Origin of the sequence: Cellulosimicrobium sp. NPDC057127, from assembly GCF_042670945.1 — a bacterium.
GTDB lineage: Bacteria > Actinomycetota > Actinomycetes > Actinomycetales > Cellulomonadaceae > Cellulosimicrobium.
The window spans coordinates 17,265-38,519 of the sequence record NZ_JBHUUP010000018.1; the positions used below are offsets into that span (position 1 = coordinate 17,265).

Annotated in this window: 18 protein-coding genes and 1 other RNA gene; 12 read left to right on the forward strand and 7 right to left on the reverse strand. The window is 73.9% G+C overall.

Going from position 1 to position 21,255, the window contains the following annotated elements:
- Positions 1-49 precede the first annotated feature (49 nt).
- The 5 genes from ACFTZA_RS15365 to ACFTZA_RS15385 all read left to right on the forward strand — a co-directional run bounded on the left by ACFTZA_RS15365 (position 50) and on the right by ACFTZA_RS15385 (position 5,303).
- Complete coding sequence (locus ACFTZA_RS15365; protein ID WP_378196715.1) at positions 50-433, forward strand: tautomerase family protein; 384 nt, start codon at positions 50-52, stop codon at positions 431-433.
- Positions 434-506: 73 nt separating this feature from the next.
- Positions 507-906, forward strand: an RNA gene (gene rnpB / locus ACFTZA_RS15370) — RNase P RNA component class A.
- A gap of 79 nt (positions 907-985) precedes the next feature.
- Entirely contained in the window at positions 986-1,795 is an 810-nt protein-coding gene (locus ACFTZA_RS15375) for a hydroxymethylpyrimidine/phosphomethylpyrimidine kinase (protein WP_378196718.1), read from the forward strand.
- Between the two features lie 126 nt (positions 1,796-1,921).
- A complete protein-coding gene (locus ACFTZA_RS15380) occupies positions 1,922-4,603 on the forward strand; it encodes a phosphoenolpyruvate carboxylase (protein WP_378196721.1) in 2,682 nt (893 codons plus the stop codon).
- A gap of 325 nt (positions 4,604-4,928) precedes the next feature.
- Positions 4,929-5,303, forward strand: a complete 375-nt coding sequence (locus tag ACFTZA_RS15385) for an STAS domain-containing protein (RefSeq protein ID WP_378196724.1) — start codon at positions 4,929-4,931, stop codon at positions 5,301-5,303.
- Positions 5,304-5,310: 7 nt separating this feature from the next.
- Here ACFTZA_RS15385 and ppgK read toward each other — a convergent pair whose 3' ends face one another.
- Positions 5,311-6,123 carry a polyphosphate--glucose phosphotransferase gene (ppgK, locus tag ACFTZA_RS15390; RefSeq protein ID WP_378196727.1) on the reverse strand — a complete coding sequence of 271 codons (813 nt, stop codon included), beginning with the start codon at positions 6,121-6,123 and terminating at the stop codon, positions 5,311-5,313.
- Entirely contained in the window at positions 6,120-7,040 is a 921-nt protein-coding gene (gene map, locus ACFTZA_RS15395; RefSeq protein ID WP_378196731.1) for a type I methionyl aminopeptidase, read from the reverse strand. The genes ppgK and map overlap by 4 nt, the downstream gene beginning before the upstream one ends.
- 56 nt (positions 7,041-7,096) lie before the next feature.
- Here map and ACFTZA_RS15400 point away from each other — a divergent pair, with 56 nt between their 5' ends.
- Both ACFTZA_RS15400 and ACFTZA_RS15405 read left to right on the forward strand, forming a co-directional pair.
- On the forward strand, positions 7,097-7,315 hold the full coding sequence (locus tag ACFTZA_RS15400) for an SPOR domain-containing protein (RefSeq protein WP_378196734.1): 219 nt from the start codon (positions 7,097-7,099) through the stop codon (positions 7,313-7,315).
- Between the two features lie 11 nt (positions 7,316-7,326).
- Positions 7,327-8,244 carry an N-acetylmuramoyl-L-alanine amidase gene (locus tag ACFTZA_RS15405; protein ID WP_378196737.1) on the forward strand — a complete coding sequence of 306 codons (918 nt, stop codon included), beginning with the start codon at positions 7,327-7,329 and terminating at the stop codon, positions 8,242-8,244.
- Between the two features lie 13 nt (positions 8,245-8,257).
- Here the strand turns inward: ACFTZA_RS15405 and panB are convergent, their stop codons facing one another.
- Together panB and ACFTZA_RS15415 are read right to left on the reverse strand one after the other, a co-directional pair.
- On the reverse strand, positions 8,258-9,109 hold the full coding sequence (gene panB, locus ACFTZA_RS15410; protein ID WP_378196740.1) for a 3-methyl-2-oxobutanoate hydroxymethyltransferase: 852 nt from the start codon (positions 9,107-9,109) through the stop codon (positions 8,258-8,260).
- 68 nt (positions 9,110-9,177) lie between these two features.
- Complete coding sequence (locus ACFTZA_RS15415) at positions 9,178-10,884, reverse strand: NAD+ synthase (protein WP_378196743.1); 1,707 nt, start codon at positions 10,882-10,884, stop codon at positions 9,178-9,180.
- Between the two features lie 107 nt (positions 10,885-10,991).
- Here ACFTZA_RS15415 and glnA (ACFTZA_RS15420) point away from each other — a divergent pair, with 107 nt between their 5' ends.
- From glnA (ACFTZA_RS15420) to ACFTZA_RS15435, 4 genes are all read left to right on the forward strand, one after another.
- Positions 10,992-12,329, forward strand: a complete 1,338-nt coding sequence (glnA, locus tag ACFTZA_RS15420) for a type I glutamate--ammonia ligase (RefSeq protein WP_378196746.1) — start codon at positions 10,992-10,994, stop codon at positions 12,327-12,329.
- A complete protein-coding gene (locus ACFTZA_RS15425; RefSeq protein WP_378196749.1) occupies positions 12,326-15,463 on the forward strand; it encodes a bifunctional [glutamine synthetase] adenylyltransferase/[glutamine synthetase]-adenylyl-L-tyrosine phosphorylase in 3,138 nt (1,045 codons plus the stop codon). Before glnA (ACFTZA_RS15420) ends, ACFTZA_RS15425 begins: the two co-directional genes overlap by 4 nt.
- Positions 15,464-15,543: 80 nt before the next feature.
- The gene (locus ACFTZA_RS15430; RefSeq protein ID WP_378196752.1) at positions 15,544-16,290 is read left to right on the forward strand and encodes an SLC13 family permease; all 747 of its coding nucleotides are present in this window, start codon (positions 15,544-15,546) and stop codon (positions 16,288-16,290) included.
- Positions 16,287-17,096 (forward strand): SLC13 family permease, encoded by an 810-nt coding sequence (locus ACFTZA_RS15435; RefSeq protein ID WP_378196755.1) that lies wholly within the window; start codon positions 16,287-16,289, stop codon positions 17,094-17,096. The genes ACFTZA_RS15430 and ACFTZA_RS15435 overlap by 4 nt, the downstream gene beginning before the upstream one ends.
- Before the next feature lie 95 nt (positions 17,097-17,191).
- Here the strand turns inward: ACFTZA_RS15435 and glnA (ACFTZA_RS15440) are convergent, their stop codons facing one another.
- Positions 17,192-18,616 (reverse strand): type I glutamate--ammonia ligase, encoded by a 1,425-nt coding sequence (glnA, locus tag ACFTZA_RS15440; RefSeq protein ID WP_378196758.1) that lies wholly within the window; start codon positions 18,614-18,616, stop codon positions 17,192-17,194.
- Between the two features lie 259 nt (positions 18,617-18,875).
- On the opposite strand from glnA (ACFTZA_RS15440), the gene ACFTZA_RS15445 reads away from it, so the two are divergent.
- Positions 18,876-19,352, forward strand: a complete 477-nt coding sequence (locus ACFTZA_RS15445; RefSeq protein WP_378196760.1) for an RDD family protein — start codon at positions 18,876-18,878, stop codon at positions 19,350-19,352.
- A gap of 111 nt (positions 19,353-19,463) precedes the next feature.
- On the opposite strand, the gene ACFTZA_RS15450 is transcribed toward ACFTZA_RS15445, so the two are convergent.
- Together ACFTZA_RS15450 and lipA are read right to left on the reverse strand one after the other, a co-directional pair.
- Positions 19,464-20,207 carry a DUF4191 domain-containing protein gene (locus tag ACFTZA_RS15450; protein WP_378196763.1) on the reverse strand — a complete coding sequence of 248 codons (744 nt, stop codon included), beginning with the start codon at positions 20,205-20,207 and terminating at the stop codon, positions 19,464-19,466.
- A 10-nt stretch (positions 20,208-20,217) separates the two neighbouring features.
- Positions 20,218-21,228: a lipoyl synthase gene (gene lipA / locus ACFTZA_RS15455; RefSeq protein ID WP_378196765.1), complete on the reverse strand. Its 1,011-nt coding sequence runs from the start codon at positions 21,226-21,228 to the stop codon at positions 20,218-20,220.
- Positions 21,229-21,255: the final 27 nt, after the last annotated feature.

Sequence of the window (21,255 nt, forward strand, 5' to 3'; positions counted from 1 at the left end):
AGCGGCGGCCGGCGTGGGCTGCGTCACGGCGAGCCGCTACGCTCGCGCGATGGCGCAGGTCAAGATCTACGGACGACGCAGCGTGTGGGGCGAGCGGCGCGCGGAGGTGTCCGAGGCGCTGCACGGCGCCCTCGTGCGCGCGTGGCGGCTGCCGCAGGACAAGCGGTTCCACCGCTTCCTCCTCCTGGACGACGACGACCTGGTCGCCCCGCGCTCGGACGCGTACCTCGTCGTGGAGGTCGTGTGCTTCGCGGGCCGCTCGCGCGCGGCGAAGCGGGCGCTCGTGGCCGCGCTGTACGACGACGTCGCCCCCGCCCTCGGGCTGTCCGCGGACGACCTCGAGCTCGTCGTGCTCGAGGCGCCGCCCGAGAGCTGGGGCATCCGCGGCGTGAGCGGAGACGAGCTCGTGCTGCCGTACCGCGTCGACGTCTGACGTCGCGGCGTGCCGGGCTCGGACGACTGACGTCCGGGGCGCCGCGGCGCAGCCGGTAGCCTTGGGGGGCGGACGAGTCGGTCGGACGGTCGCGTCGGGCAGGTCGCAGGACCTCCCGCCGAGGAACGTCCGGGCTCCGTAGGGCGAGGTGGTGGGTAACGCCCACCCGGGGTGACCCGCGGGACAGTGCCACAGAGAACAGACCGCCACGCTCGCCGAGGCTCCGGCCCCGGCAGGCGCGGTAAGGGTGAAACGGTGGTGTAAGAGACCACCAGCGGGCCGGGTGACCGGTCCGGCTCGGTAAACCCCACCTGGAGCAAGGTCAGACAGGGAGCGTTCGAGGGCGGCCCGCCCGAGCTCCCGGGTAGACCGCTCGAGGCGTGCGGCGACGCACGCCCTAGATGGATGACCGTCGCCCGCGCGGGGGTGACCGCGCGCGGGAACAGAACCCGGCGTACAGACCGGCTCGTCCGCACACGAGCCGTCCGCACCGGAACGGCGCGCCGCGGCGCGGCCGTGCCGACGACCAGCACACCCGTGCTCAGGAGACCCATGACGCAGCAGCCGCCCATCGCCTACGTGATCGCCGGTTCGGAGGCGACCGGCGGGGCCGGCATCCAGGCCGACCTCAAGACGTTCCAGCAGCTCGGCGCCTACGGCGTCGGGACGCTGACGTGCATCGTCTCGTTCGACCCGAAGAACGACTGGGGCCACCGCTTCGTCCCCGTCGAGCCGCAGGTGATCGCCGACCAGTTCGAGGCCGCGGTCGCGACCCACGCGCCGTCCGTCGTCAAGGTCGGCATGCTGGGGACGCCCGCGACGATCGACGTCGTCGCGGCCTCGCTCGCGTCGCGGCCCTGGGACCACGTCGTGGTCGACCCGGTGCTCATCTGCAAGGGGCAGGAGCCGGGCGCGGCGCTCGACACCGACACCGCGCTGCGCGAGAAGGTGCTGCCCCTCGCGACCGTGGTCACGCCCAACCTCTTCGAGACGCGCACCCTCGCGGGCGTGGACTCGATCGAGACGGTCGACGAGCTCGTCGACGCCGCGCGGCGCATTCGCGACCTCGGCCCGCGCTACGTCGTCGCGAAGGGCGGCGTCGAGCTGCCCGGCCCCGACGCGGTCGACGTCCTCGTGGACGGCGACGAGGTGCTCGTCCTGACGCGGCCCAAGGTCGGGCAGGAGCGGGTCTCGGGCGCCGGGTGCACGTTCGCCGCCGCCATCACGGCCGAGCTCGCACGGGGCGCGGACGTGCGCTCGGCGGTCGAGGTGGCCAAGGAGGTCGTGACGCAGGGCATCGCCGCGCGGGTTCCCGCGGCGACCCCGTTCGACACGGTCTGGCAGGGCGCGTACAGCAGCTGACCTGCGGCGGGATCCCGCCGGCGACCGTCGCTCGACGGCCCCGGCGGGGTCCGTACCGTCCGCTGGCGCGATCATCCACCGGACGGGACGCGCGTCCGGTGCCGGTCAAGGAATACCCTCGTCCCCGTGAACGACCTCTCCCTACCGGAACTGTCCCCGGACGCAGGTCGCGGGCTCGCCCGCCACGACGTCCCCGCCCCGCTCCGCGACGACGTCCGCCTCCTCGGCGGTCTCCTCGGCACCGTGCTGCGCGAGACAGGAGGGCAGGGACTGCTCGACGACGTCGAGCGCCTGCGCGAGCTCGCGATCCGCGCGTACGACGACCCGACCGGCTCCGTGCTCGCCGAGGCCGAGGCCCTCGTGGACGGGCTCTCGATGGAGCGCGCCGAGCAGGTGGCCCGCGCCTTCACGTGCTACTTCCACCTGGCGAACCTCGCCGAGGAGTACCACCGCGTGCGCGTCCTGCGCGAGCGCGAGGCCGAGTTCGCCCAGGACGCGGTGACGCAGGACGACTCCCTGCCCGAGGCGTTCGAGCAGCTCACTGCCGAGGTGGGCCGCGAGGAGGCGCTGCGCCGGCTGCGCCGCCTCGAGTTCCGCCCGGTGCTGACGGCGCACCCGACGGAGGCGCGGCGCCGCGCCGTCTCGGGAGCCGTGCGACGCATCGCGACGCTGCTCGACGAGCGCGACGCGCAGCACCTCGGCGGCACCTCGCTCGCCGAGAACGAGCGGCGCCTGCTCGCCGAGATCGACACGATGTGGCGGACCGCACCGATCCGCGAGCACAAGCCGTCGGTCCTCGACGAGGTCAAGACCGCGCTCGGCGTGTTCGACGCGACGATGTTCGACACGTTCCCCGCGGTGTACCGGCGGCTGGACGACTGGCTGCTGGGCGACGAGGCAGGACGCGAGGAGCCGCTCGTGCGGCCGTTCGTCAGCCTCGGCACGTGGATCGGCGGCGACCGCGACGGCAACCCCAACGTCACGGCGGAGGTCACGCGCCGGGCCGCGGCGGTCGCGTCCGAGCACGCGCTCACCGCGCTCGAGGAGCAGGCCCGCCGCGTGGGCCGCAAGCTCACGCTCGACGAGCAGGGCACGCCGCCCTCCGACGGGCTCCGCGCGCTGTGGCAGCGCCAGCGCCAGCTCTCGGAGGTCGTCACCGCGACCGCCGCCGAGGCCTCGCCGCGCGAGCCGCACCGCGCGGTGCTGCTCGTGGTCGCCGACCGCATCGCCGCGACGCGCGCCCGTGACGCCGATCTCGCCTACCCGGACCCCGAGCAGCTCGAGGCGGACCTGCGCGTCGTCCAGGACTCGCTCGTCGCCGCGGGCGCACCGCGCGCGGCGTACGGCGACCTGCAGCAGCTCGTGTGGCAGGTGGAGACCTTCGGGTTCCACCTCGCCGAGCTCGAGGTGCGCCAGCACTCGCAGGTGCACGAGGCGGCGCTCGCGGAGATCGCCGAGAAGGGCGTGCACGGCGAGCTCTCCGACCGCACGCGCGAGGTGCTCGACACGTTCCGCGCGCTCGGCGCCGTCCAGCAGCGCTACGGCCAGCGCGCGGCCCGCCGGTACATCGTGTCGTTCACGCAGAAGCCGGAGCACCTCGCGGCGGTGTACGAGCTCGCCGAACTCGCGTTCGAGGGCACGGACGTCCCGGTCGTCGACGCCGTCCCGCTGTTCGAGACCTTCGCCGACCTCGCGGCCAGCGTCGACATCCTCGAGGCCATGCTGACGCAGCCCCAGGTGCAGCGTCGGCTCGCGGAGAACGGGCGCCGCGTCGAGGTCATGCTCGGCTACTCGGACTCGTCCAAGGACGTCGGCCCGGTCTCCGCGACCCTCGCGCTGCACGACGCGCAGCGCCGCATCGCCCAGTGGGCGCAGCGTCACGACATCACGCTCACGCTGTTCCACGGCCGTGGCGGCGCGCTCGGTCGCGGCGGCGGCCCCGCGAACCGCGCCGTCCTTGCGCAGCCCCCGGGCTCGGTGGACGGGCGGTTCAAGCTCACCGAGCAGGGCGAGGTCATCCTCGCCCGCTACGGCGACCCGACGATCGCCTCGCGCCACATCGAGCAGGTCGCCGCGGCGACGCTGCTCGCGTCCGCCCCGTCGACGGAGCGGCGCAACGCCGAGGCGACGGAGCGGTACCGCGAGCTCGCGACCGCGCTCGACGCCTCCTCGCGCCGCCGGTTCCACGAGCTCGTGCGCGCCGAGGGCTTCCCGCAGTGGTTCTCCGAGGTGACCCCGCTGGAGGAGGTCGGCCTGCTGCCGATCGGCTCCCGCCCGGCCCGACGCGGCCTGTCGGTGGAGTCGCTCGAGGACCTGCGGGCGATCCCGTGGGTGTTCTCCTGGTCGCAGGCCCGCATCAACCTCGCCGGCTGGTACGGGCTCGGCACCGCGCTCGCGGAGTTCGGCGACCTCGAGCTGCTGCGCGAGGCGCACCGCGAGTGGCCGCTGTTCGCGACGCTGCTCGACAACGTCGAGATGTCGCTCGCCAAGAGCGACGAGCGCATCGCCGAGCGCTACCTGGCGCTGGGCGACCGCGACGACCTCGCCGCCGCGGTGCTCGACGAGATGCGCCTGACGCGCGAGCAGGTGCTCGCGGTGACCGGCAACGCGTGGCCGCTGGCCGGGCGCCGCGTGCTCGGCCGGGCCGTGCAGCTGCGCAGCCCGTACGTCGACGCCCTGTCGCTCCTGCAGGTCCGCGCGTTGCGCGGTCTGCGCGCGGGCGCTGAGGGGCCGGTGAAGGACGAGCTCCAGCACCTGCTGCTCCTGACCGTCAACGGCGTCGCCGCCGGCCTGCAGAACACGGGCTGATCCTCGGCGCACGGTCGGGACGGCCGTCGGGAGCGGGCACACGCCCGCGCCCGGCGGCCGTCCGCGTACTGGACGAGCGTCCATCCGGTGAATGAATCGTCAACCGTCGTCCGCCGTGGTCGGCGATTCGGTGTCGAAGGTAAAGATTCGGCCAGAGGGCTCCCTGTCGGTGGCATTCATGGGCTACGCTGGCGTCGAACCGGCCGCGTGGGCCACTCTCGTGCTCGAGGACGCGCACGAGGCGGTCCGTCCGGTCGTGACGTCGGGCAGGCGACGTCGACCCCGTCGGGGGCGGGGTTGGGCAGCAGAAGGCGGGGCGGTACCGATGCACCAGTCAGGAACCAGGGGAACGACGCTCGAGACGGGCGGCATCCGGCTGATCGAGGAGCCCGGGGCCAGCGTCGTGGACATGTGGGGCGAGATCGACGTCGCCCTGCGCAGCGAGGCGAGCGCCGCCCTCGCGAACGCGCTCGAGCGCGACGTGCCGGTGGTCATCGACACCTCGAAGGTGACGTTCATGGACTCCACCGGGATCGCGTTCCTCGTGCAGTTCTACACGATCGGCTCGGAGGAGGGGCTGTCGGTCACGCTCCGCAACCCGCCGAGCGTCGTGACGGACGTGCTCGAGATGCTCGGCGTCATCGAGATGTTCGACACCGACCAGCACGAGGTCACCTCGGGGCGCGAGGTCGCCAGCTGAGCTCGCGTCAGCGGGCGTCCGCGCTGCGGCGGGCGTCCTCCGCGGCGAGCGCGGCGGCTCCTACGATGCCTGCGGCGTTGCGCAGGCGCGCCGGCACGACGGGCGCGCGCAGGTGGAGCAGCGGGAGGAACTTCTCGTGCTTCTTGCTCACGCCGCCGCCCACGACGATGAGGTCGGGCGACAGCAGGTCCTCGACCACCCCGAAGTAGCGCTGCAGGCGCTCGGCCCACTGCTCCCAGTCGAGGTCCTCGCGGTCGCGTGCGGCGTCCGAGGCCCGGGTCTCGGCGTCGTACCCGTCGATCTCCAGGTGCCCGAGCTCGCTGTTGGGCAGCAGGTGCCCCTCCACGACCAGGGCGCTGCCGATCCCCGTACCGAGCGTCGCCACGAGCACCACGCCCTCGGTGTCCCGGGCCGCGCCGTAGCGCACCTCGGCGACACCGGCCGCGTCGGCGTCGTTGACGGCGACGACGTGGCGCCCGGTCTCGCGGTGGAGCAGCGCCGGGACGTCCACGCCCGTCCAGGACTGGTCGAGGTTCGCCATGGAACGCACGACGCCGTGCTGGAGGGGTGCGGGGAACGCCACGCCGACGGGGACGTCCGCGGGCAGGTCGAAGTCGTCGACGAGCGTCGCGATGACCTCGACGACCGCCTGCGGTGTCGAGGGCTGCGGCGTCGGGATGCGGCGTCGGTCCTGGGCCAGCTCGCCCGTGGCGAGGTTGACCGGCGCCCCCTTGACGCCGCTGCCGCCGACGTCGACGCCGAACGCCAGGGCGGGTCGGGACGTGTCCGCGTCGCCGTGCGAGGAGGTGTGCGCGTTCATGGGAGTGTGAGGATCTCCGCTCCGTGGTCGGTCACCAGCAGGGTGTGCTCGAACTGAGCCGTCCGTGACGTGTCTGCGGTGACTACGGTCCACCCGTCGTCCCACATCCGCCACTCGGACGTGCCGAGCGTGAGCATGGGCTCGATGGTGAAGACCATGCCCGCCTCGATCACGGTGCTGTGCGACGGCGCGGCGTCGTAGTGGGGGATGACGAGCCCGGAGTGGAACGCCCGCCCGACGCCGTGACCGGTGTACTCGCGCACGACGCCGTACCCGAACCGGGCGGCGTAGCGCTCGATGACGCGGCCGACGACGTTGACCTCCCGGCCGGGGGCGACGGCCCTGATCCCGCGCTCGAGCGCCTCGCGCGTGCGTTCGACGAGCAGCGCGGACTCCTCGTCGACCTCGCCGACGGCGAAGGTCGCGTTGTTGTCGCCGTGCACGCCGCCGACGAAGGCCGTGACGTCGACGTTGACGATGTCGCCCTCGACGAGCTCGGTGGAGTCCGGGATCCCGTGGCAGACCACCTCGTTGACGGACGTGCACAGCGACTTCGGGAAGCCGCGGTAGCCGAGCGTGGACGGGTACGCGCCGTGGTCCAGGAGGAACGCGTGCCCGACGCGGTCGAGCTCGTCGGTGGTGACGCCGGGCGCCACGTGCCGCCCGACCTCGGCGAGCGCCTGCGCGGCGACCCGCGACGCGGTCCGGATGCGCTCGATCGTCTCGGGGTCGTTGACCTCGCTGCCGGTGTACGGCCGCGGAGCGGGCCGCCCGACGTACTCGGGCCGGACGATCGACGCCGGCACCGGGCGCTGCGGTCCGACCGTCCCGGGCTGCAGCGGCGCACGCCGCCCGGGAGGGCGGCCGGTCGGGGAGTGGGTCGCGCCCGGGTGGGCGGCGGGGGACGTCGGGGGCATGACGGCCAGTCTACGAAGGCGTGTGCGCGGTACCGATCTGCGGGAGGATCGAGGACATGAGCACCTCACGCTTCTCCGACGACGGCGACCCGGCGAGCCAGGACCAGTACTACTTCGACACGCGCACGGGCGAGGTGCACCGGGGGCCGAGCGGCTCGTGGTCGCACCGCATGGGTCCGTACGCGACGCGCGAGGAGGCCGAGCGCGCGCTCCAGACGGCGCACGAGCGCTCCGAGGCGTGGGACGAGGAAGACCGCCGCGAGCGCGAGGAGTGACGCACGCGCCGGTGCCCTCACCACGCCGCGCGTGGGCGGGCCGGCTCGGTCTGCTCCTCGCCGGGATCGCCGTCGGTGCGCTGACGTTCCTCGTCGCGCTCCAGGTGCGGGCGGGGACGTCGGGGGACCCGGCGACCACCGCGTCGCCGTCCGCCACCGCCCCGGGGCCGCGGACGCCGGAGGCGACCGACGGCGCCTCGGACGACACCGGGGCCGGCGACACCGAGGAGGGGTCCGCCGACGACGCCGCCCCCCTCGCCGGCCTGACGATCGCCCTCGACCCGGGGCACAACGGCGCGAACGCCGAGCACCCCCTCACCGTGAACGCCCCCGTCCCGGACGGCCGCGGCAGCACGAAGGCGTGCAACACCGTCGGCACGGCTACCGACGGCGGCTACCCGGAGCACGCGTTCGCCTGGGACGCGGCGTCCCGGCTGACGCAGCGACTGACCGCGCTCGGCGCCGTCGTGGTGCTCACGCGGTCCGACGACGACGGCGTCGGCCCGTGCGTCGACGCGCGGGGCCGCTTCCCGCAGGAGCACGGCGCCGACGTCCTGGTGTCCCTGCACGCCGACGGTGCCGAGGACCGCGGCGTGCGCGGCTTCTTCGCGATCGTGGCCGACCCGCCGGTCCACGAGGCGCAGGGGGAGCCGAGCGCCGCGCTCGCGGCGGACCTCGTCGCCGCGCTCGGAGCGGCCGGCTTCGTGCCGTCCGACCGGTACGACGACGCGATCTCGCGCCGCGCGGACCTGGCGACGCTCAACCACGCCGAGCGCCCCGCCGTGATGCTCGAGCTCGGCCAGATGCGCCACCCCGAGGAGGCGGCGCTCATGGAGTCCGAGGACGGGCGCGAGCGCTACGCCGCGGCCGTCGCGGCGGGGCTCGTCGCGTGGGCCGCGGACCGCGACGGCACCGGCTCGGGCGGCTGACGGACGCGCCGCGTCACTGGGCGAAGCTGTGGCCGTCGTCGGGGAAGGCGCCCGCGCGCACGTCGTCGGCGTACGCCCGGGCCGCTCCCTGCAGCGCCTGCCCCAGCTCCGCGTAGCGCCGCGCGAACCGGGGCGACCAGTCCGTCATCCCCGCCATGTCCGTCCACACGAGCACCTGGCCGTCGCACTGCGGCCCGGCGCCGATGCCGATGGTCGGCACGGCGAGGATCTCGGTGACGCGTGCGGCCACCTCGACGGGGACCATCTCCAGGACGACCGCGATCGCCCCGGCCTCCGCGACGGCGAGCGCGTCCTCGCTGAGCCGCTCCGCGGCGTCGTCCCCGCGGCCCTGCACGCGCGGCCCGCCCAGCGCGTTCTCCGACTGCGGCGTGTACCCCAGGTGGCCGACGACCGGGATGCCCGCCTCCGTGAGCGCCCGCACCTGCGGCACCACCCGGCGTCCGCCCTCGAGCTTGACCGCGCTCACGCCGGTCTCCTTGAGGAACCGCACGCCGGTCGCGAGCGCCTGCTCCGGCCCGGCCTCGTAGGAGCCGAACGGCAGGTCGACGACGACCAGGGCGCGCCGGGCGGCGCGGGCCACGGCGCGTGCCGCCGGGACCATGTCGTCGACGGTGACGGGGAGCGTGGTGGCGTGCCCGTGCATCGTGTTGCCGATCGAGTCGCCGACGAGCAGCACGTCGATGCCCGCGTCGTCGAACAGGCGCGCCGTGACGGCGTCGTAGGCGGTGAGCATGGTGATCTTCTCGCCGCGGGCCTTCGCCTCCGCGAGGTGGTGGACGCGCACGCGGCGGGGGGTCGGTGCGCGGTCCGGTGCCGACGGCTCGGGGGCGGTGTGTGCGGACATGACGGCCTTTCCACGGTGGGGTTCGGTCGGCACGGCGGCGCGTCGCGCCACCGGCCAGGGCGCGCGGCTCAGGCGAGCGGCTCGCGCCAGCGGGACGTGATGGGCAGGCGGCGGTCGCGCCCGAACGCCAGGGCGGTGACCTTGGTGCCCGGCGGGTACTGGCGGCGCTTCCACTCGGCACGGTCGACCAGCCGGACCACCGTGTCCACGACCTCGGGGTCGAACCCGCGCGCCAGGAGCTCGGCGCGCCCCTCGGCGTGCTCGATGTACGCGTCGAGCACCTCGTCGAGCAGGTCGTACGGCGGCAGCGAGTCCTGGTCCTTCTGCCCCGGGCGCAGCTCGGCCGACGGGGGCTTGGTGATCGACGACTCGGGGATGGGCGGGATCTCGCCCGCGTCGAGCGCCGCGTCGTTGCGCCACCGCGCGAGCTGCCACACGCGGGACTTGTCCACGTCCTTGATGGGCGCGAAGCCGCCGATGCTGCCGGCGTCGTAGATGGTCGCGTACCCGGTCGCGAGCTCGGACTTGTTCCCCGGGGCGATGACGAGGTGCCCCTCGGTGTTGGAGACGGCCATGAGCACGACGCCGCGCACACGGGCCTGGAGGTTCTCCTCGGCGACGCCGGTCAGGTGCAGCTCGCCCTGGAACGCGTCGACCATCGGCGCGATGGGCTGGACGCGGTAGTCCGCCCCGAGGCGCTTGGCGAGGTCGGCGGCGTCGTCCTTGCTGTGCTCGGAGGAGTAGACGGACGGCATGGACACGGCGACGACGTTCTCCCCGCCGATCGCGTCCGCGGCGATCGTCGCGGTGAGCGCCGAGTCGATGCCGCCGGACGCGCCCAGCACGACGGAGCGGAAGCCGTTCTTGCGCACGTAGCCCGCGAGGCCGGTGACGCACGCCCGGTACACCTCCTCGTCGGGGTGCAGCTCGGGGGCCACGGGGCCGCGGCCCGGCGGTGCGCCGTCCGGCAGGTCCCACACGAGGAGGTCCTCGACGAACTGCGGCGCGCGGGCGAGCAGGTCGCCGGTGCGGTCCAGGACGAACGAGCCGCCGTCGAACACGAGGTCGTCCTGCCCGCCGACCATGTTGACGTAGACGACCGGGGCGTCGACCTCGCGGGCCCGGCGCGCGGCGAGGTCGGTGCGGACGTGCCCCTTGCCCTCCTCGAAGGGCGACCCGTTGAGCACGACGAGCAGGTCGAGCCCGTCGCCCGCCTCGTCGAGCGCGGCCATCTCGGCGACGGGGCCGCCGTCCTGCCAGATGTCCTCGCAGATCGCGACGCCGACACGGCGACCGGCGACCTCCACGACCGTCGTCGTGCGCCCGGGCGCGAAGATGCGGAACTCGTCGAACACGCCGTAGTTCGGCAGGTGGTGCTTGTCGTACGCGGCCTGCACCGCGCCGTCGCGCAGCACGACGGCGCGGTTGGTCGGCAGGTCGGCGGGGCTGCCCGACGCCTCGCGCTCCGCGGCACCCGCACCGCGGGGCGCGCCGGCGGTGCCCACCGTCCCGAGCACGACGGTCGTGGCGCCCAGCCCCTCGGCGGCGAGCTGCGCCGCGACCTCGGCGGCCGCGGCCCACGCCGCCCGCCGGAACGAGGCGCGCAGCGCGAGGTCCTCGACGGGGTAGCCCGTCAGCGTCATCTCGGGGAAGACCACGAGGTCGGCCCCGGCCGCGGCGGCCTGCCGGGTGCGCTCGAGGACGAGAGCGGCGTTGCCGTCGAGGTCCCCCACGCACGTGTCGACCTGTGCCAGCGCCACGCGCAGATCAGCCATGCCGCCAGCCTAGACGAGCACCCGACGTCCGCCCCGTCCGGGACGCACCGGGTCCGCCACCCGGGCGCGTCACTCGTCGGGCGCGCGGATCAGGCAGGATGTACCGCATGGACAGGCAGCAGGAGTTCGTGCTCCGCACGGTCGAGGAACGGGACATCCGCTTCATCCGGCTCTGGTTCACCGACGTGCTCGGGATGCTCAAGTCGGTGGCCATCGCTCCGGCGGAGCTCGAGTCCGCGTTCGCGGAGGGCATCGGGTTCGACGGCAGCGCGATCGAGGGCCTCACGCGCGTGTACGAGGCCGACATGATCGTCAAGCCGGACCCCACGACGTTCCAGGTGCTGCCCTGGCGCGGGGACCGGCACGGCACCGCGCGGATGTTCTGCGACATCCTCACGCCCGACGGCGAGCCGTCCCTCGCGGACTCGCGCAACGTCCTCAAGCGTGCGCTGGCCCGTGCGAGCGACAAGGGGTTCACGTTCTACACGCACCCCGAGGTCGAGTTCTACCTGTTCAACCAGCCGGCCACGACCGACGCGCCGCTCGTCCCCGTCGACCAGGGCGGGTACTTCGACCACCTCGCGCGCGGGTCCACGCACGACTTCCGCCGCGCCGCGATCACGATGCTCGAGTCGATGGGGATCTCGGTCGAGTTCTCCCATCACGAGGCCGGGCCGGGCCAGAACGAGATCGACCTGCGGTACGCCGACGCCCTGACCACGGCGGACAACCTCATGACGTTCCGCACCGTCGTCAAGGAGGTCGCGCTCGAGCAGGGCGTGTTCGCGTCGTTCATGCCGAAGCCGCTCGCCGACCAGCCCGGGTCGGGCATGCACACGCACCTGTCGCTCTTCGAGGGCGACCGCAACGCGTTCCACGAGCCCGGTGCCCAGTTCGAGCTGTCCAAGACGGCGCGCCAGTTCATCTCGGGCCTGCTGGTCCATGCGGCCGAGATCACCGCGATCACCAACCAGTACGTCAACTCCTACAAGCGCCTGTGGGGCGGCGCCGAGGCGCCGAGCTACGTGTGCTGGGGCCACAACAACCGCTCCGCCCTCGTGCGCGTGCCGATGTACAAGCCGGGCAAGGGGAACTCGAGCCGCGTGGAGTACCGCGCGCTCGACTCCGCCGCCAACCCGTACCTCGCGTTCGCGGTCATGCTCGCCGCCGGGCTCAAGGGCATCGACGAGGGCTACGAGCTGCCGGAGGCCACCGAGGACGACGTCTGGGAGCTCACCGACGCCGAGCGGCGCGCCCTCGGCATCAAGCCGCTCCCGCAGTCGCTCGACGCCGCCATCGCCGTCATGGAGAAGTCGGAGCTCGTGGCCGAGACGCTCGGGGAGCACGTCTTCGACTACGTGCTGCGCAACAAGCGCCAGGAGTGGGACGAGTACCGCGCCCAGGTCACGCCGTTCGAGCTGAAGCGGTTCCTCCAGGTCCTGTGAGCACGACGACGCCCGGCCCGTCCGGCCCCCCGCGGCGCCCGACGCGCACGGCACGGCTCGCGCGCTACGGCTTCGCCGACATCACCCGGTCGGCGGGCCTGCTCGACGACGCCGACCTGGCGCGGCTGCTCGACGGCGCACCGGGGGCCGCGGCCCAGGGCGGGCCGGCGCCCGGTGCGGGCGCGGCGGACGACGACCTGCTCGCGGCGTTCGGCGCGAGCGCCGACCCGGACCTCGCGCTCCTCCAGGTCGTCCGGCTCGCGACCGCGCTGCTGCGGGACGACGACCCGGACCTCCTCGCGCTCGCGCGGCGGTGCCTCGCGCCGGGGACGGAGCGTGAGCGCCTGCTCGCCGTGCTCGGGGCGTCCGTCGCGCTCGGGGACGACGTCGTCCGGCGCCCCGGGCTGCTGCGGCTCCTCGCCGACCCGACCTCCGGGACGGGTGTGGACTCCGGCGCCGTGCGCGCCGAGCTCCTGCGCGCCGTCGGCGCCGACCCGGGCGCCGACGTGCCCGTCGCGGACGAGGCCGGGCCCGCCCGCGTCGACGCGCTGCGCCGGGCGTACCGCGAGCGGCTCCTGCGGATCGCCGCCACCGACCTCACCGTCGCGGAGCCGCTGACCCGCATGCCCGCCGTCGGCGCGGCGCTCGCGGACCTCGCCGGTGCCGCGCTCGAGGCGGCGCTCGCCGTCGCCCGTGCCGAGCTCGACGACCACGGCGCGGGCGTGCGCCTCGCGGTCATCGGCATGGGCAAGTGCGGTGCCCGCGAGCTCAACTACGTGTCCGACGTCGACGTCATTTACGTCGTCGAGCCCACCGACGACGCCGACGAGGCGTACGCGACGAGCGTCGGCGCGCGGCTCGCGACGGCCCTCGCCCGGGTGTGCTCGGGGACGTCGGGCGAGCCGGCGCTGTGGACCGTGGACGCCGCCCTGCGCCCCGAGGGCAAGCAGGGCCCGCTGGTACGCACGCTCGCGAGCCACGTCGCGTACTACGAGCGCTGGGCGAAGACCTGGGAGTTCCAGGCGTTGCTCAAGGCGCGCACGGTCGCGGGCGACCGCGCGCTGGGCCGGGAGTACGAGGAGGCCGTGGCGCCGTTCGTCTGGTCGGCCGCGGGGCGCGAGCACTTCGTCGAGGACTCGCAGGCGATGCGCCGCCGCGTCGAGGACCACGTGCCCGCCGCGGAGGCGGACCGGCAGCTCAAGCTCGGCAAGGGCGGGTTGCGCGACGTCGAGTTCACGGTCCAGCTGCTGCAGCTGGTGCACGGCCGGGCCGACGACACGATCCGTAGCCGCAGCACCCTGACGGCGCTCGCCGAGCTCGCCGCGGGCGGGTACGTCGGCCGCGAGCACGCCGCCCGGCTCGCCGTGTGCTACCGGTTCCTGCGCGCCCTGGAGCACCGCATCCAGCTCTTCCGGCTCCGCCGCACGCACCTCGTCCCGACGGCCGACGACGAGCTGCGCCGCCTCGCCCGGTCGCTCGGCATGCGCACCGAGGGCGCCGAGGGGCTCGTCGAGCGGTGGCGGGCGACGCGGCGCGAGGTGCGCGGGCTGCACGAGGAGCTGTTCTACCGCCCGCTCCTCCCGGCGACTGCCCAGCTCTCGCCCGACGAGGTGAGCCTCGCGCCCGAGGCGGTCAAGGCGCGCTTCGCCGCGATCGGCTACCGCGACCCGGCGGGGGCGATGCGCCACGTCAACGCGCTCACGGAGGGCGTGAGCCGGCGCGCTGCCATCCAGCGCCAGCTCCTGCCCGTCATGCTCGGCTGGTTCGCCGAGGGGGCGGACCCGGACGCCGGTCTGCTCGCGTTCCGCACGCTGTCCGAGAAGCTGGGCAGCACGCACTGGTACCTCAAGCTGCTGCGCGACTCCGGGTCGGCGGCGCACCGTCTGTCGCAGATCCTCGCGAGCTCGCGCTACCTCGCGGAGGCGCTGGCGCGCTCGCCCGAGTCCGTGCGGTGGCTGGCCGACGACGCGGACCTCGTGCCGCGCGGCGCGGAGCGGCTCGCGTCCGAGACCGACGCGATCCTCACGCGCGCCGACCAGGTGGAGCCGGCCACGGTGAGCCTGCGCGCCGTGCGTCGCCGCGAGCTCGCCCGCACGGGCGCGGCGGAGCTGCTCGGGACCATCGACGCCGTGACGGCGGCGCGCAGCGTCTCCGAGGCCGCGGACGTCGTCCTCGTCGGTGCGCTGCGCGTCGCCGAGTTCGTCGCGCGCGGCGAGCTCGGGTACGTCGAGCAGGACCCGGCGACGGCGCCCGCACGGATGCTCGTCGTGGCCATGGGCCGCCTCGGCGGCTGCGAGATGGGCTACGGGTCGGACGCCGACGTGATGTTCGTGCACGACCCCGCCCCCGGGGCGTCGGACGCGGACGCCCAGGCGTACGCCACGGCCGTGGCGACACGGCTGCGCCAGCTGCTGTCCGCCGTCGGGCCCGAGCCGGCGCTGCCCGTCGACGCCGACCTGCGACCCGAGGGCCGCAACGGACCGCTCGTGCGCTCGCTCGCGTCCTACGCCGAGTACTACCAGCGCTGGTCCAGCGTCTGGGAGGCCCAGGCGCTGCTGCGGGCTCGGCCCGTCGCGGGCGACGTCGGCGGGCTGGGGGAGGAGTTCCGGACCGTCGTCGACGCGGTGCGGTACCCGGCCGGCGGTCTCGACGCGGCGCAGGTGCGGGAGGTGCGTCGCATCAAGGCCCGCGTGGAGTCGGAGCGGCTGCCACGTGGCGTCGAGGCGTCGCGCCACCTCAAGCTCGGCCGCGGGGGAGTGTCCGACGTCGAGTGGACCGTCCAGCTGCTCCAGCTGGAGCACGCGCACGAGGTCGCCGGCCTGCGGACCACGTCGACCGTCGAGGCGCTCGAGGCCGCCGTGGACGCCGGGCTCGTGGACGCCGACGACGCCGCCGTGCTGGGCGAGGCGTGGCACCTCGCGTCGCGCCTGCGCAGCGCGCTCGTGCTGTGGTCGGGGCGGACCGGCGGCTCGACCGCCGACGTGCTGCCGCACGACCGCCAGGCGCTCTTCGGTCTCGCGCGGGTGCTCGACCTGCCCGACGTCGCGACCGGCGCGGAGCTCGAGGAGCTCTACCTGCGCACCGCGCGCCGCGCACGCACCGTCATGGAGCGGCTCTTCTACGGCGAGGACTGAGCGTGCCGCCTCGCCCGTGACGCGCCGGCCCGTCCGACGGCGCATGGCATCCTGACGTCCGACGTCCCGGGAGGGTGCGCATGGTCGATCCGGCGGTCGCGACGTTCGCGGTCCTGGCGCTGGCGGTCGCGGGCTTCATGAGCAACCGGCTACCGCTCGTGGTTGTCGCGCTGTTCGTCCCCGTCGCGCTGTGGGCGACCGGCGTGCTCCCGCTCGGCGACGCGCTCGCCGGGTTCAGCGACCCCATAGTGCTGTTCATCGCGTCGCTGTTCGTGCTCAGCGAGGCCCTCGACTCCACCGGGATCACTGCGTGGATCGGGCAGTGGCTCGAGCGGCGCGCCTCGTGGGGACGCACGGGGCTTCTCCTCGTCATGGTGGGCGTCGCGGCCGTGCTCGCGGCGGTCATCAGCATCAACGGCGCCGTCGCGGCGCTCCTGCCGGTGGCGGTCGTCGCGGCCGCGCGGGCCGGCATGGTCCCGTCCCACATGCTCATCCCGCTCGCCTTCGCCGCCGGCGCAGGCTCGCTGCTCACGCTCACGGGGACGCCCGTGAACATCATCGTCTCCGAGGCGGCGGCCGAGGCGGGTGGGCGCGAGTTCGGCTACTTCGAGTTCGCGCTCGTGGGCGTCCCGCTCGTCCTCGTGACGGCCGTGCTCGTCGTGACGCTGGCACCGCGACCGACCCGCGGGAGCGGGTGCGCTCGTGGCGGGAGAGCTACGCGACCGACCTCGACCCCCGGAGCCTGTTCACCGGCGGGTCGGGCGTCGCCGAGGTGCTCATCGCCCCACGCTCGACCCTCGTCGGGCGCACCGTCAGCCCCGGCATGACCACGCGCGACGAGGGCCTCGTCGTCGTCGCGCTCCGCCGCGGCGACGGGCGGTCGACCGCTCCGGGCACTGCCGCCCCGTCGGGCGCGATGACCCTCCAGGCAGGCGACTCCGTGCTCGTGCGCGGCCCGTGGGAAGCGCTGCACCGGTACACCCAGTCGCCGGACGTCATCGCCGTCGACCCGCCGCTGAGCCTGCAGCGCGGCGTCCCGCTCGGGCGCGGGTGGCGTCGCTGCCTCGCGGTGCTCGCGGTGACGATCGTGCTGCTCGCGACCGGCGTGATCCAGCCGGTGATCGTGGGGCTCCTCGCGGCGATGGCCCTCGTGGTCACCCGGGTCGTCGCCGTTCCCCAGGGGTTCCGCGCGATCTCGTGGGACACCGTCGTACTCATCGCTGCGCTGATCCCGCTCTCGAGGGCGTTCGTGGCCTCCGGCGCGGCCGACGTCATCGCCGACCTCGTGCTCGGCCTCATCGGCGGCGGTTCGCCCCGGCTCGCACTCCTCGTGGTGTGCGTGCTCACCCTCGTGCTCGGCCAGTTCATCTCGAACGTCGCGACGGTGCTCGTCATGGCCCCGGTCGCGGCGTCGTTCGCGCAGACGCTCGACGTGAGCGTGCAGCCGTTCATGATGGCGCTCACCGTCGCCGGTGCCGCGGCCTTCCTCACCCCGATCGCGACACCCGTCAACCTCATGGTGCTGCAGCCGGGCGGCTACCGCTTCGGCGACTACTGGCGCCTCGGCCTGCCCCTCGCGCTCGTCTTCCTCGCCGCCGCGGTCCTGTACGTCCCGCTGATCTGGTCGTTCTGAGCCGCCGCGGCGCCGGGCACGACCGTGGCCCCCGTCCACCGGTCGGCGGTCGGGGGCCACGCTGAGGATCAGGAGCTCACGAGGAGCCGGTCCGATCAGATGTCGTAGTAGAGCTCGAACTCGTGCGGGTGCGGGCGCAGACGGATCGGGTCGATCTCGTTGGTGCGCTTGTAGTCGATCCACGTCTCGATGAGGTCGGGCGTGAACACGTCGCCCTGCGTCAGGTAGTCGTGGTCGGCCTCGAGCGCGTCGAGCGCCTCGCCGAGCGACGCGGGGACCTGCGCGATCTGCGCGTGCTCCTCGGGCGGCAGCTCGTAGAGGTCCTTGTCGATCGGCTCCGGCGGCTCGATGCGGTTCTTGATGCCGTCGATGCCGGCGAGCAGCTGCGCCGCGAACGCGAGGTACGGGTTCGCCGACGGGTCGGGCACGCGGAACTCCACGCGCTTGGCCTTCGCGGACGAACCGGTGACCGGGATGCGGATGCACGCGGAGCGGTTGCGCGCCGAGTACACGAGGTTGACCGGGGCCTCGTAGCCGGGGACCAGGCGGTGGTAGGAGTTCACCGACGGGTTCGTGAACGCGAGCAGCGACGGCGCGTGCTTGAGCAGGCCGCCGATGTACCAGCGGGCCGTGTCGGACAGACCGCCGTAGCCCTTCTCGTCGAAGAACAGCGGCTCGCCGTTCAGCCACAGCGACTGGTGCGAGTGCATGCCCGAGCCGTTGTCGCCGAAGATCGGCTTCGGCATGAACGTCACCGACTTGCCGGCCTCGAAGCCCACGTTGCGGATGACGTACTTGAACTTCATCAGGTCGTCGGCCGCGTGCAGGAGCGTGTTGAAGCGGTAGTTGATCTCCTGCTGCCCGGCGGTGCCCACCTCGTGGTGCGCGCGCTCGACGTCGAGGCCCACCTGGCCGAGCACGGCCACCATGTCGTCGCGCAGGTCGGCGAAGCGGTCCGACGGGGAGACGGGGAAGTAGCCACCCTTGTAGCGCGTCTTGTACGCGAGGTTGCCACCCTCCTCCTCGCGACCGGTGTTCCACGCCGCCTCGACCGAGTCGAGGTGGTAGAAGCTCGAGTGCTGGTTCGTCGCGAAGCGGGCCTCGTCGAAGACGTAGAACTCGGCCTCGGGCGCGAAGTACGCGATGTCGGCGATGCCGGTCGACGCGAGGTACGCCTCCGCCTTCGCGGCGATGTTGCGGGGGTCGCGCGAGTACGGCTCACCGGTGAACGGGTCGACGATCGAGAAGTTCACGACGAGCGTCTTGCGCTTGCGGAACGGGTCCACGAACGCGGTCTTGACGTCCGGCACGAGCTTCATGTCCGACTCGTGGATCGCCTGGAAGCCGCGGATCGACGATCCGTCGAACATCAGGCCGTCCTCGAAGGCGGCCTCGTCGAACTGTGCGACGGGGATGTTGAAGTGCTGCATGATGCCGGGCAGGTCGCAGAAGCGGACGTCGACGAACTCGACGCCCTCGTTCCGCGTGAAGGCGATTGCCTCCTCCGCGTTGTTGAACATCCGTTGCTCCTTGATCGGGTGGTGCCGTCGGGCTGCGCGGCGACGAGCCGCTGACGTGGTGCCCACGAACCTAGGGCGCAGCGGTTTCCCCGCCGTGTACCCGTTGTTTCCGTCGTGTTACGTCCGGCGTCCCCGTGTGACGGTCGTGCTACGCGGGGGCGCGCTCAGCCCTCGGCGCTCTGGTGCGCCGGACGCACCCTATCGCCGTCCCGGCCGGTGGGGTCGAGGGTGTCCACGTCGCGGCACGTAGGCTGGGACCGTGGTTTCACGCGAGGACATGGGTTCGTGGCTGGAGGGCACCCCGGGAGGCCGCGACGACGGACGCGGCCAGCGCCTCGGCCTCCCGCCGGACGGGCCCGGGTGCCTCGCCACGATCGGCCGGCGCCTGGTCGCGCTCGTCGTCGACTGGCTCCTCGCCACGCTCGTGGCGTTCCTGTTCTTCCGGCCGGACGCGAGCGGCTTCTTCGAGAGCATCTCCGCGCTGCCCGCGTGGTCGCAGCCGCTCGTGTTCGCGGTCGAGAACGTGCTGCTCGTGAGCACGCTCGGCTTCACGGTGGGGCACCGTCTGCTCGGCATGCGGGTGCGGCGCGTCGCCGAGCCGGCGCGCACGGTCGGCGTCGGGCGCGCCCTGCTGCGCACCGTGCTGCTGTGCCTCGTCATCCCAGCCGTCGTCTGGGACGCCGACGGCCGCGGCCTGCACGACCGCGCCGCCGGCACCGTGCTCGTCCGCACCTGATCTCCGCACCTGACCGGGTGCCGAGCGCCGGGCACCGAGCACGACGCGGGGCGCGGACCTCGTGGTCCGCGCCCCGCGTGCGTCCGACGTCCGCCGGTGTCCGGTGAGCCGTCAGCGGCCCTTGAGCCCCTTGCGGTCGGGGCGCGCGCGCGACGGGTCGACGCCCTTGGGGATCGGGAGCCGGGCGGCACCCAGCGCGCGCAGCCGCTTGGAGACCTCCGCGGTCTCGGGCTTGGTGAGCGTCGGCCGGAGCTTCTGCACCGTCCGCGGCAGCTTCGGCAGGGCCACCTGGCCCTCGTCGTCGCCGACCTGGACGAGGGTGACCGGCACGTTCGGCAGCACGCGCGTCACGCGCTTGCGCTCGCTCTCGAGCAGGCGCTTGGCGCGGTGCGGCGGGCCCTCGCTGACGAGGACGACGCCCGCGCGACCCACGCCGCGGAACACGAGGTCCTGCGTGCGGGGGTCGACCGCGACGGGCTCCTCGTCGAACGTCCAGCCGCGGCGGATGGTGCCGAGCGCGGCACGGGAGGCGCCCGGCTGCCCCTCGATCTGCCGGTACGCCGCGCGCTCGGCGCGGCGCGTCAGCACGAACATCGCGCCGAGCGCGGCGAAGGGCACGCCGACGATGAGGGTGTACACCCACTGGCCCCACCACAGGCCGATCCCCAGCGCGACGGCGAGGACCCCGACGAACACGCCGAGCATCACCCACGTCACCGCGGGGTCCTGCTTGCGCGTCATCTGGTAGGCGGCCCACACCTGGTGGTACCAGCGCTGCTTCTTGGGCTTCTTCTGCGTGGCGACCTGCTCGCCGGCGGCGGGCGCGCCGGTGCTGCCAGAGTTCTTGCGGGCCATGGTGGTCAGTCTAGTGGGGTGCGCGGGCCAGCAGGCTCGCGGCCTCCTGGCGCGACGTCGTCGGCTCGGCCAGGTGCGCCAGGGCGGCCGGGACCGGCATGCCGCGGCGGGCCATCGCCTGGCCCCACAGCCGCCCGGCGCGGTACGACGACCGCACGAGCGGGCCCGACATGACGCCGAGGAACCCGATCTCCTCCGCGGCCTGCGACAGCTCGACGAACTCCTCGGGCCGCACCCAGCGGTCCACCGGGTGGTGACGCAGCGACGGCCGCAGGTACTGCGTGATCGTCACGAGGTCGCAGCCGGCCTCGTGCAGGTCGCGCAGCGCGGCCCGCGCCTCGTCGGTCGTCTCACCCATGCCGAGGATGAGGTTCGACTTCGTGACCAGGCCCGCGTCGCGGGCCCGGGTGAGCACGGACAGCGAGCGCTCGTACCGGAAGCCCGGGCGGATCTGCTTGAAGATGCGCGGCACGGTCTCGAGGTTGTGCGCGAGCACCTCGGGCCGGGACTCGTTCACCTGGTCGAGCAGCTCGGGGACGGCGTTGAAGTCGGGGATGAGCAGCTCGACGCCGGTGCCCGGGTTGAGCGCGTGGATCTGGCGGACCGTCTCGGCGTAGAGCCAGGCGCCGCCGTCGGCCAGGTCGTCGCGCGCCACCCCGGTGACCGTCGAGTAGCGCAGCCCCATCGCCTGGACGGACTCCGCGACGCGGCGCGGCTCGTCCGCGTCGAAGTCGGCGGGCTTCCCGGTGTCGATCTGGCAGAAGTCGCAGCGTCGCGTGCACTGGTCGCCGCCGATGAGGAACGTCGCCTCGCGGTCCTCCCAGCACTCGTAGATGTTGGGGCAGCCCGCCTCCTCGCAGACCGTGTGCAGTCCTTCGCGCCGCACGAGGCCCTTGAGCTCGGAGTACTCCGGGCCCGTCGACGCGCGGGTCCTGATCCACTCCGGCTTCTTCTCGATCGGCGTCGCGGCGTTGCGGGCCTCGACCCGCAGCATGCGCCGGCCCTCTGGTGCGATCGTCACGGGGTCTCCCGGTCGTCGTGGCGGTGC

Bases quoted from the DNA above. Each gene is read 5' to 3' on its own strand.
- ACFTZA_RS15365 (WP_378196715.1), top strand. From the start codon at position 50: ATGGCGCAGGTCAAGATCTACGGACGACGCAGCGTGTGGGGCGAGCGG.
- map (WP_378196731.1), bottom strand. From the start codon at position 7,040: ATGCCCCCGACGTCCCCCGCCGCCCACCCGGGCGCGACCCACTCCCCG.
- ACFTZA_RS15415 (WP_378196743.1), bottom strand. From the start codon at position 10,884: ATGGCTGATCTGCGCGTGGCGCTGGCACAGGTCGACACGTGCGTGGGG.
- ACFTZA_RS15430 (WP_378196752.1), top strand. From the start codon at position 15,544: ATGGTCGATCCGGCGGTCGCGACGTTCGCGGTCCTGGCGCTGGCGGTC.
- glnA (WP_378196758.1), bottom strand. From the start codon at position 18,616: ATGTTCAACAACGCGGAGGAGGCAATCGCCTTCACGCGGAACGAGGGC.
- ppgK (WP_378196727.1), bottom strand. From the start codon at position 6,123: ATGAACGCGCACACCTCCTCGCACGGCGACGCGGACACGTCCCGACCC.
- ACFTZA_RS15385 (WP_378196724.1), top strand. From the start codon at position 4,929: ATGCACCAGTCAGGAACCAGGGGAACGACGCTCGAGACGGGCGGCATC.
- panB (WP_378196740.1), bottom strand. From the start codon at position 9,109: ATGTCCGCACACACCGCCCCCGAGCCGTCGGCACCGGACCGCGCACCG.
- ACFTZA_RS15450 (WP_378196763.1), bottom strand. From the start codon at position 20,207: ATGGCCCGCAAGAACTCTGGCAGCACCGGCGCGCCCGCCGCCGGCGAG.
- ACFTZA_RS15435 (WP_378196755.1), top strand. From the start codon at position 16,287: ATGACCACGCGCGACGAGGGCCTCGTCGTCGTCGCGCTCCGCCGCGGC.
- ACFTZA_RS15400 (WP_378196734.1), top strand. From the start codon at position 7,097: ATGAGCACCTCACGCTTCTCCGACGACGGCGACCCGGCGAGCCAGGAC.
- ACFTZA_RS15375 (WP_378196718.1), top strand. From the start codon at position 986: ATGACGCAGCAGCCGCCCATCGCCTACGTGATCGCCGGTTCGGAGGCG.
- glnA (WP_378196746.1), top strand. From the start codon at position 10,992: ATGGACAGGCAGCAGGAGTTCGTGCTCCGCACGGTCGAGGAACGGGAC.